At 58.2% G+C, this 8,324-nt stretch carries 5 protein-coding genes and 5 pseudogenes; 5 read left to right on the top strand and 5 right to left on the bottom strand.

Annotated features, from left to right (window positions below):
* Positions 1 to 372, top strand: a pseudogene (locus AKU79_RS19660) (TniQ family protein); the annotation flags it as partial.
* Between the two features lie 781 nt (positions 373 to 1,153).
* On the opposite strand, the gene AKU79_RS01600 reads toward AKU79_RS19660, so the two are convergent.
* Entirely contained in the window at positions 1,154 to 1,813 is a 660-nt protein-coding gene (locus AKU79_RS01600; RefSeq protein WP_050521838.1) for a flavin reductase family protein, read from the bottom strand.
* Positions 1,814 to 1,941: 128 nt separating this feature from the next.
* Between AKU79_RS01600 and AKU79_RS01595 the strand changes: the two genes are divergently transcribed.
* Both AKU79_RS01595 and AKU79_RS01590 read left to right on the top strand, forming a co-directional pair.
* A complete protein-coding gene (locus AKU79_RS01595) occupies positions 1,942 to 2,589 on the top strand; it encodes a GntR family transcriptional regulator (RefSeq protein WP_050521837.1) in 648 nt (215 codons plus the stop codon).
* A gap of 434 nt (positions 2,590 to 3,023) precedes the next feature.
* Positions 3,024 to 3,281 (top strand): annotated as a pseudogene (locus tag AKU79_RS01590) (transposase); the annotation flags it as partial.
* A gap of 236 nt (positions 3,282 to 3,517) precedes the next feature.
* Here AKU79_RS01590 and AKU79_RS01585 read toward each other — a convergent pair.
* The gene (locus AKU79_RS01585) at positions 3,518 to 4,570 is read right to left on the bottom strand and encodes an IS110 family RNA-guided transposase (protein ID WP_050521835.1); all 1,053 of its coding nucleotides are present in this window, start codon (positions 4,568 to 4,570) and stop codon (positions 3,518 to 3,520) included.
* Positions 4,571 to 4,639: 69 nt separating this feature from the next.
* On the opposite strand from AKU79_RS01585, the pseudogene AKU79_RS18820 reads away from it, so the two are divergent.
* A pseudogene (locus AKU79_RS18820) lies at positions 4,640 to 5,470 on the top strand (IS3 family transposase); the annotation flags it as partial.
* 104 nt (positions 5,471 to 5,574) lie between these two features.
* Here AKU79_RS18820 and AKU79_RS01570 read toward each other — a convergent pair.
* The 3 genes and pseudogenes from AKU79_RS01570 to AKU79_RS19645 all read right to left on the bottom strand — a co-directional run.
* Positions 5,575 to 7,284, bottom strand: a complete 1,710-nt coding sequence (locus AKU79_RS01570) for a DUF4158 domain-containing protein (protein ID WP_050521832.1) — start codon at positions 7,282 to 7,284, stop codon at positions 5,575 to 5,577.
* Entirely contained in the window at positions 7,284 to 7,466 is a 183-nt protein-coding gene (locus AKU79_RS19650) for a helix-turn-helix domain-containing protein (protein ID WP_231580076.1), read from the bottom strand. Before AKU79_RS19650 ends, AKU79_RS01570 begins: the two co-directional genes overlap by 1 nt.
* A gap of 24 nt (positions 7,467 to 7,490) precedes the next feature.
* Positions 7,491 to 7,840 (bottom strand): annotated as a pseudogene (locus tag AKU79_RS19645) (recombinase family protein); the annotation flags it as partial.
* A 278-nt stretch (positions 7,841 to 8,118) separates the two neighbouring features.
* Here AKU79_RS19645 and AKU79_RS01560 point away from each other — a divergent pair.
* Positions 8,119 to 8,307 (top strand): annotated as a pseudogene (locus AKU79_RS01560) (transposase); the annotation flags it as partial.
* Positions 8,308 to 8,324: the final 17 nt, after the last annotated feature.

The following is an 8,324-nucleotide window of genomic DNA, read 5'->3' as shown; positions in this document are numbered from 1 at the left end:
CCTGATCGCAGTCGAATATCCGAACAGCTGGTTCGTCGTGCTCGAAGCGGGGCAGGGCTGCTCGAAAGTGCGGTAACGTCCAACTGCGCCAACAAACTTAGACGCGCCATGCGGGCGGCCACCTATGCCAAGGCGCTCAAGTCCGTTCGCGCCGATACGGCCTTTGCCCTTCAAAGTCCCAGACCCGACGTGAGACTCTTTTGCCTTGCCGCAATCGCCGCGGCTCAGTCACGTCCACTGGCCAAAGCGGCAATGTTCAGCACTGGCCTCGATGGCTACGCAAGAGTTGCCTTGCTTCGTGCGTTCGAAAAAGAGCCCCGCCTTCTTGCCGCAGTTGACCGGATCGTACTGCGAAACAGGGAAAGACACTGACGAGCGGCGACTGAATGCCACGTTTAAGGGCAACAAACGTCGCTCAACGCGCAGTGTGCCGGATTTAAAGGCAACGCGACACCTGGGTCTGCGAGTGATACGGGGCACCGCGGACATGTCCCATCTGCCGGTCTTCCAGCCAGTCGGCCAACTCGCCCGAGATGTAACTGGCGCCGTTGTCCGAAAGCAGCCGCGGCTTGTGCAGGTGTCGCGTAGCCCTTAATTGTGACATTAGAAATTCAACGAAATCAACAACCTTGCTTTGCCCTAAAATATGAAATGTTACCCCTAAATGGGATATTCTTGCCCATAAACCTGAGACAGAGTTCGAGCAGCTTGTTGCAGAAAAACGGGGAATTTCCGTCGGATGACTGCGAAATCTCACCTTTAAAGGCCAAAAAGGACGTCGAACGCGCCGCGTCTCAGATTTAAGGGCTACGCGACACCGAGCTAAACGCTCGGCTTTTATCATTCCAAATTCTTGTCAACACCTGGTCAACGTTTGGCGAGTCCCCCCGAAGCCCGAAGGGCTTTGCGCGTTTTGGCTGGATTGCTCGGTCGCTGCGCCGTGCGGTAGAGGTTCCAATCTTCGTCCGGAACGCCGCAGCGATGAATCGAGCTTCTCAATTGCCTCCCCAGATTGTTCAAATTGACACACGAGAGAGGCCGCACCCAACGCAAAGGATTTCGGCTTCTTCGCTTTGGTCGTCGGAAATAAAATGAGCAGCTGTGTCAGTTTCTCCCACTATTCAGCTTACCAAATCCCTCGCCACCAAATTGGTCAGATCCCAGAACGTCCCTCAAGACCAGCTTGCGCATCGCCATCTGACCCCGGAACGCGCATCTCGAACACGTTATCGATCACAGTATAGTCGAAATACCCCAGCCGCGCGATTGGCCGAATGGCGGGAATGTCGAGGCGCCCATCGGGAAGGATAACGCGGTCGTCGATGTGAATCTTTTCGACACGCGCAAACACGATGTCAATCGTCCCTACGGGTGAGTTTCCTCTTATCCTATGCGTCGAAAGGTAGCGGCACTCAAACTTGACGGGGCTTTCACGAACCATCGGAATAGGTGCGTTGTCGGCATAGTCGCGTGTAATATTCAGATGGTCAAATTCGCTTTCGCCAGGCGGCAATGCCATTGCACTAAGATTGACCTGCTCACGAAGATCCCATGTGGCCATGTTCCATACAAACCAGCCCATGGTTTCTGCGTTGACGACAGTGTCCTTGCGCCGACCGTCTGGATATTGATTTGCCGAAAACATCACCATGGGCGGATCAAAGGACAAGTTCTGCCACTGACTGTAAGGCGCGATGTTTTCGACACCCGTAGTGCTGACTGAGGACAGCCATCCGATTGGCCTCGGGATGGTGCAACTTTTAAATGGCGAAAAGGGCAACGGGCTTGGTTCGGTGTGTGGGGAATATTTCATCGGGTATTTGTCCTTGGTGAATGCATACTATATAACATATCATCGATATATCGGTTGCATGGCAAGCGATTCCTTGCGATCATCGCCCTTGTCGGGCAGTCGGGTCTTACGAAAGGGCGAGGGAAACCATGAGTAGTCAATCGGATCAGGCCGTTGAATTGCTGCAAAACATGATCGAACGGGGGGAGCTAAAACCCGGTTCGATGGTATCGGAACGTGTGCTTGTTGAAGTGACGGGGTTGGGAAGAACACCGGTGCGTGAGGCGCTTCAAAGACTCGCGCTAACCCGAATGCTGCGGATTCATGCCAGTAAGGGCATCGAGATACCAGCTGTGTCGGTTGAGGACCAGGTGAACGGGCTTGAGGTTCGTCGCGAAATGGAGCGCTTGGTTGTCATGCTGGCCTGCCAGCGCGCGACATCGAAAGATATCGGCGAAATGGCCCAATTGATGAGTGCTTTGACTGGTGAGTTCGAACTGCGCGGATATGCCGAAACCGTGCGACAAACCCACTCATTGATTATTCGCGCAACGGGTAATCCCTATCTCGAAGACGCGCTCATCCCGCTGCAAAGCCTGTCGCGTCGGTTTTGGTTTCTGCATGTGCACGACGAGGTGAAGGAAATTGGTGCTGGAAAGGTTTTGCACGCAGCCATCCTTTCAGCAATAGTGGAACGCGATGCAGATGCAGCTTGTGCTGCGTCACTTTCTCTGAATGATTATCTTGTTCGCTTCGCTCTCGCCACCGTGTCAAGCAGGGCAAGGCACGGATATTGATGCACGGCAGATACCTTGATAAAAGACCTGAGGAAGCGCTGCAGTGGTGCAAACATCGCCCTATTCCCGCACTGAAACCAATTTGGTCCAGGGGGTGTAGGCGCGGTTCTTTTACCCGACGACAATCGCCGCCAGTGTCGTGGGAGCAGCTATCCAAGAATTCAGCAGCCGTTTTCGCCGCGATGTCTGGGCCTGAAGGAATTTTAGCTTTGTGCCGAGATCTCAACGCTAAGCGGCCTGAACGCGCAATCGATAGCCCGCTTCTGTTTGTGACCAGATCCGTCAGAAACCAAAAGACCGGCTTTCCGATTATTGAGGCATTTGTGCCACCATCGACGTTCAATGCGGTATGTCGACGCTATCACTGATGTGACATTGCCCCCTCGATCTAATCCAGTTTGAGATAGACTCTGGCCCAACCGAAAGGACCAGAGATGAAGCGTAGCAGATTTACTGAAGATCAGATCATTGGCATTTTAAAGGAGCATGAGGCGGGGATTTCCGTTGCCGATCTGTGCCGCAAGCACGGCGTCAGCGATGCGACCGTCTATAAGTGGAAAGCCAAGTATGGCGGCATGAATGTCAGCGAGGCCAAGCGCCTGAAGGGGCTTGAAGACGAGAACGCCCGTCTGAAACGGCTGTTGGCGGATGCGATGCTCGATAATGCCGCGCTGAAAGACCTTCTGGGAAAAATGTATGGTCCGCCCCGCTATTGCAAGGTTTGAGTTGGTGACGCACCGGCTTGCGTAAATGTATCCGGCCTCTGATCAGTCAGCCGCTTTTGGCGACAAGGCCTTGATGAGATCCGCCCCTCGGGTTCCAGATTAGTGGCGCGGGATACCGTCCCGTTTTTTTGCGCGTGGCTTACCCGTGGTCGATCAATCGTTTGGTCATCACGTCCCCTGCAATCGGTTCTGCGGTGAAGAGGTCAGCTTGCAGCTGCGCCTTTCGACTGCAGATAGACAGTGCCGGGCCTGGTCAGGATGGCCCAGACGATGCGGGTCAGCTTGTTGGCCAAGGCGACCACGGCCTTGTTGCGGTGCGTTCGCGCCTCAAGCGCCGAGAGCCAACCACCGAGCGCGTGGTTCGCGCGGTTCAGATGTAAAAGGCATGACCTCGCGCCGTGTATGATGAGACGTCGCACGTAACGGTTGCCGCGTTTGCTTATGCCCAGCAGTGTCTGCTTGCCTCCAGTCGAATGCTCTGCTGGCACCAGCCCCAGCCATGCCGCCATGTCTCGCGCCTTGCGGAATTGCCGGCCATCGCCTGCTGCAGCAACCAGCGCGGTTGCACCAAGTGCCCCGATGCCCGGAATGGTAACAAGACGGCTGACGGCCTCATGTTCGCTGGCATAAGCCTCGACCTTGGCGTTCACGGCTTTGATGCGCCCTTCGACATAAGCGAGGTCATCGAGCAGTTCTTCAAGCAGCACCCGCATGGCAGGTGTCAGATCGTTCTGCGCATTGGCCAGATGCCGACGGATGTCAGCATGGAAGCCGCCCGCCCCGACACGCATCGCCAGCCCGTATTCGAGGCAGAAGGCGCGCGCCTGGTTCATCAGCGCGGTTCTTTGCCCGACAAGCCGGTCGCGGATGCGATGAAGCGCCTGGAGATCGACCTGCTCTGGCGTCCGAACTTCGACAAAGCGCATTGTCGGCCGCGTCACGGCTTCGGCAATCGCCGCCGCATCGACGGTGTCGGTCTTGTTCGATTTGACGTAGGGCTTCACGAAGCGCGCCGGGATAATCCGTGCATCATGCCCAATTGCAGCCAGCTGCCGCGCCAGCCACTGCGAGCCAGGGCAGGCCTCCATGCCGATCAGCACCTTCGGCGCCGCGTCAAAGAAGGCCATCAGCGTGTCACGCGAGAACTTGGCGCGCTGGATCACGGCGCCGGCAGCATTCAAGGCTGCAACGTGGAACACCTTCTTGCCGATATCGATGCCGAAGGCTGCAGTCTCAGGAATTGGTTTGGTTCGCATCTTTTCTCTCCTTCCTTTCTTGCGATGCCGCAATATTGACGCTGGGGTGCGGGGCGGACCATCCCATTAGTGGTGACGCCCGCTGGCAAGCGGCAAGCGGTCGCGCATCTGGTGGCAGATCACGGGATGAGCGAACGGCGGGCGTGTCGGGTGATTGGCTGTTGCCGGATGACCATGCGGTATGAGGTGATCCGCCAGGATGACCCTGTGCTGCGGGAACGATTGAAAGAACTGGCAAAAGTCCGAAGACGGTTCGGTTATCGTCGGCTGCATGTGTTCCTGCGGCGTGAGGGCCATGAGGTTAATCACAAGCGGCTGTTCCGCATCTATCGTGAAGAGAAGTTGCATGTGCGCCGTCGCGGTGGGCGCAAGCGGGCCATGGGCACGCGGGCCCCGATGGTGCTGCCATTGATGCCAAACCAGCGTTGGTCGCTGGATTTTGTGTCCGACCAGTTGACCGATGGCCGCCGGTTCCGAATTATGACCGTTGTCGATGACTGCACCCGCGAATGCCTCGCCCTGATTGCCGATACTTCGCTGTCAGGCGCAAGGGTGGCGCGAGAACTGACGATCCTGTTCGACACCCGCGGCAAGCCTCAGACGGTGGTCAGTGATAATGGAACCGAGTTCACCTCGAACGCTATTCTGAAATTCGTGGATGATCACAAGTTTGACTGGCACTACATCGCCCCCGGAAAGCCAACCCAGAATGCCTTCATCGAAAGCTTCAACGGTCGCCTGCGAGATGAACTGTTGAACGAAACCCTGTTCCCGTCCCTGAACCACGCCCGCGCCACGTTGGCCGCATGGCGCACGGACTATAATACCGAACGCCCCCACTCCCGCCTCGGCTGGCAGACCCCCGCCGAGTTCGCCCAGACATTCACCCCGCAAAGGGGCCTGACGCTGCGCAATCCGCGCCAGCCCCCTTTGCCCAACCCGCCCAAATGGGCAAAACTCAAACTCGGAGTCTCGCTCACGCTAGATAAAAGTTGGGGGCAACGTCACAAGCCAACGAGGCTGGGCGGTTCTTCAAGCCGGTCGAGGCCGGTCAATACGAGGTCGTCTCCGGCGGCAGTCTGTTCGATGCGGAGGCTGGCGTTGTCCGGCAGGTTGCCCGCGACCGAACGGTAAGCCTGGCCAAGCCGTTCGGAGAGGCGGGTGATTTCCTCGGCGACATTCTGGGTTCTTCCGAGTGTGCGGCATATGGTAGGGCGGGCCGCTTCCCAGGCGGCGCCGTCGAGCATGCCGATGCGCGGATCGGCGAAGCGCAAGCTGGGTGCGGCGAGAATATCGCGCCGCCTGATCGCCCCGCGCAACCGATCGACGAGACACAGCGTCCATGCGCGATGATCGACCAAATCATTCTTGATGACCCGCTGCCGCCACGATTTGGGCACGAAGTCCGTGGGCATCTTCAAGCCGCGCACCGTGCCGTCTTCCATCTCTTTCAGGTGCTGCAACGCTTTGAGTACGGGCTGCCCGCCCGGCATGGCGCCAAGATCAACGCTGCGCGCGAAGTGCGGCAGGAACCGGCGAATTCGTTGGTGCTGATCGAGCAATTCCTCGAAATAGGGATCTTCCGGCGGCCGAGCGAGCGTGTCGACCTGAGCCATTGCGGCTTCCAGCAGGGCTGTGGGGACGGCGGCGAAGACCGCGTTTCGGAGATCGGCGTCGCTGATTTGTTTATCGACCACGACGGAGCAGGCCGCATTCAAGGTCAGAGCTGCGGCATCGAGATCACCCAGCCCGCGCAGCCGCGCGGCTCGACCCTTTTGGGCGGCGTCCGACCATATTTTTGTGACAATCACGTCGAAGAGGTCGAGGACATCGTCTTGGGCGCTTGCTTCGAGCGCCCGAATGAACGCCAACAAGGTGGCGGCTCTACGCTCGTCCGGCATTCGGGCGACCGCTTGCGCTTTGGCGGCATTGGCAAACCGCGCGAGCGCGAGGATGCGCGTCTTCGGCAGCTTATCGGTTCGCGGCAGCCCCGTGGCGAGTTGCCTTATTTCGTCGAGACGTTTGATCGCCCGCGCGAGTTCGGGCGCGCTTTGAAGCGTTGGTCCCGATCGGAGCCGGTCCATCGGACTCTGCCGCGCATTCTCGGGAACGACTGTCAGGGAGGCCAGACGCTCCTTCTGATCTGCCGTGATCCGCGCCGCCAGCAAGCGCCAAAGGCGACTATTCGCGCGGCTACGCACGCGGGCGATCACCCGTTCCAGCACGCTCGCGCCGGGCAGTAAAACCTTGTGCGTCACCAACCAGGCCGTGGCCTGATCGAATAATGCGCTCGGCCGATCCGTCCCTGTCCAACACAAAGCATAGAGCCATCGAAGCAGCCGCCATTGGGCCGGCGCGTTGGAGAAGTCGCGGTAGCCGTACCGCTCGCGGATTTCCGGCGGATGCCGCCATCGCCACTGGCTTGCCTGGTAGGCCTCTAGGGCGCCGTCAATTGACGCGCCGAGCTGGCCGCCGATGAAGCCGACAACACTCGCGGGCACATCGCAGGGGTCTTCCAGGAAAGTTCCGAGAAATCTGACCGTGCCGAGCTGGATGGCAAATCCAAGACGCATGTGGGCGCCGCGACGGGTCAGCACAAATGCCTGATCGCTATCATCGAGATGAAAATATCGCTCCAGTTGCTCGGTTGAAACGTCGTCTGGAAATCGCCCGTAGCGCCGCTCTTGCTCGAGCGTGAGGAAACCGACCGGCATCAGCTCTGATCATTGCCGGCAAGCACCCGGTAGACCGACGCGCGCCCGATGCCCAAGCGTTCAGCAATTGCAGTCGCTCCAAGCTTTTCCTCAGTTTGTAAACGCCGAACCTCCGCAGGATCAATCGACGGCTTGCGTCCGGTGTAGACGCCCTTGGACTTCGCCTGAGCGATTCCCTCCATTTGCCGTTCCCGGCGTAGATTGGTCTCGAATTCCGCAAACACGCCGAGCATGTCAGGAACGCCTTTCCGGCGGCGGTCGAGGTGTCGATCGGCTGTTCCGTCGCCCTCAGGGCGACGCCCGCCGCCCGCAGTTCATGGACGATATCCTGAAGGTCTTTGATCGAGCGCGCCAACCGATCGACGCGCGTCACCATCAGAGTGTCACCGCGTCTGAGGAACTGGAGCAGCAGGGCGAGCTCCGATCGTCCAGCACGCGAGCCACCGCTGACCTTTTCCGATCGGATGATCTCACATCCGGCGCTACGGAGCGCCTCTTCCTGAATTGTGACGTCTTGCTCCAGAGTCGAAGCGCGGGCATAGCCATAAACCGCCATGTCTTGTCTCGTTTGCCTCTAGATCGACAAACGGTAGCGTCCTACGGTGCGGAAAACTACCCAAATGAGACACAATAATCCGTCTCGAGGAGCCGCATTGTATAGGTATACCCGAAAAAGACGCACAGAGGACCCGACCACACGGAACGACTGATCGGAATAGCGATGATTTCCGACCAAATGGCCCAGAAACAGTGATGATTACATCGATCAGCTCTCGCCGCGACCCTTACCTAGGTTTTCTGTTCCGCTGCTACTCAGACCCCAAGCTAGCGCCCATCGTGCGGTTCGCCCGAACCTTGAACAGAGACATTGATGCGGTCAGGAATGCGATCGAAATGGAGTGGAGCAATGGTCAAGCCGAAGGCCAGATCAACCGATTGAAGACCTTGAAGCGCGCGATGTATGGGCGAGCCGGCCCGAACTTGCTCAGGGCCCGAATGCTTCCACTGCACCACACAAATTGAGGATGACCCTCGTTAAG

The organism is Pseudorhodobacter wandonensis (assembly GCF_001202035.1).
Classification (GTDB): domain Bacteria; phylum Pseudomonadota; class Alphaproteobacteria; order Rhodobacterales; family Rhodobacteraceae; genus Pseudorhodobacter; species Pseudorhodobacter wandonensis.
Note: the sequence above shows the minus strand (reverse complement) of the source record. Positions and strands in the feature narration are given on the sequence as shown.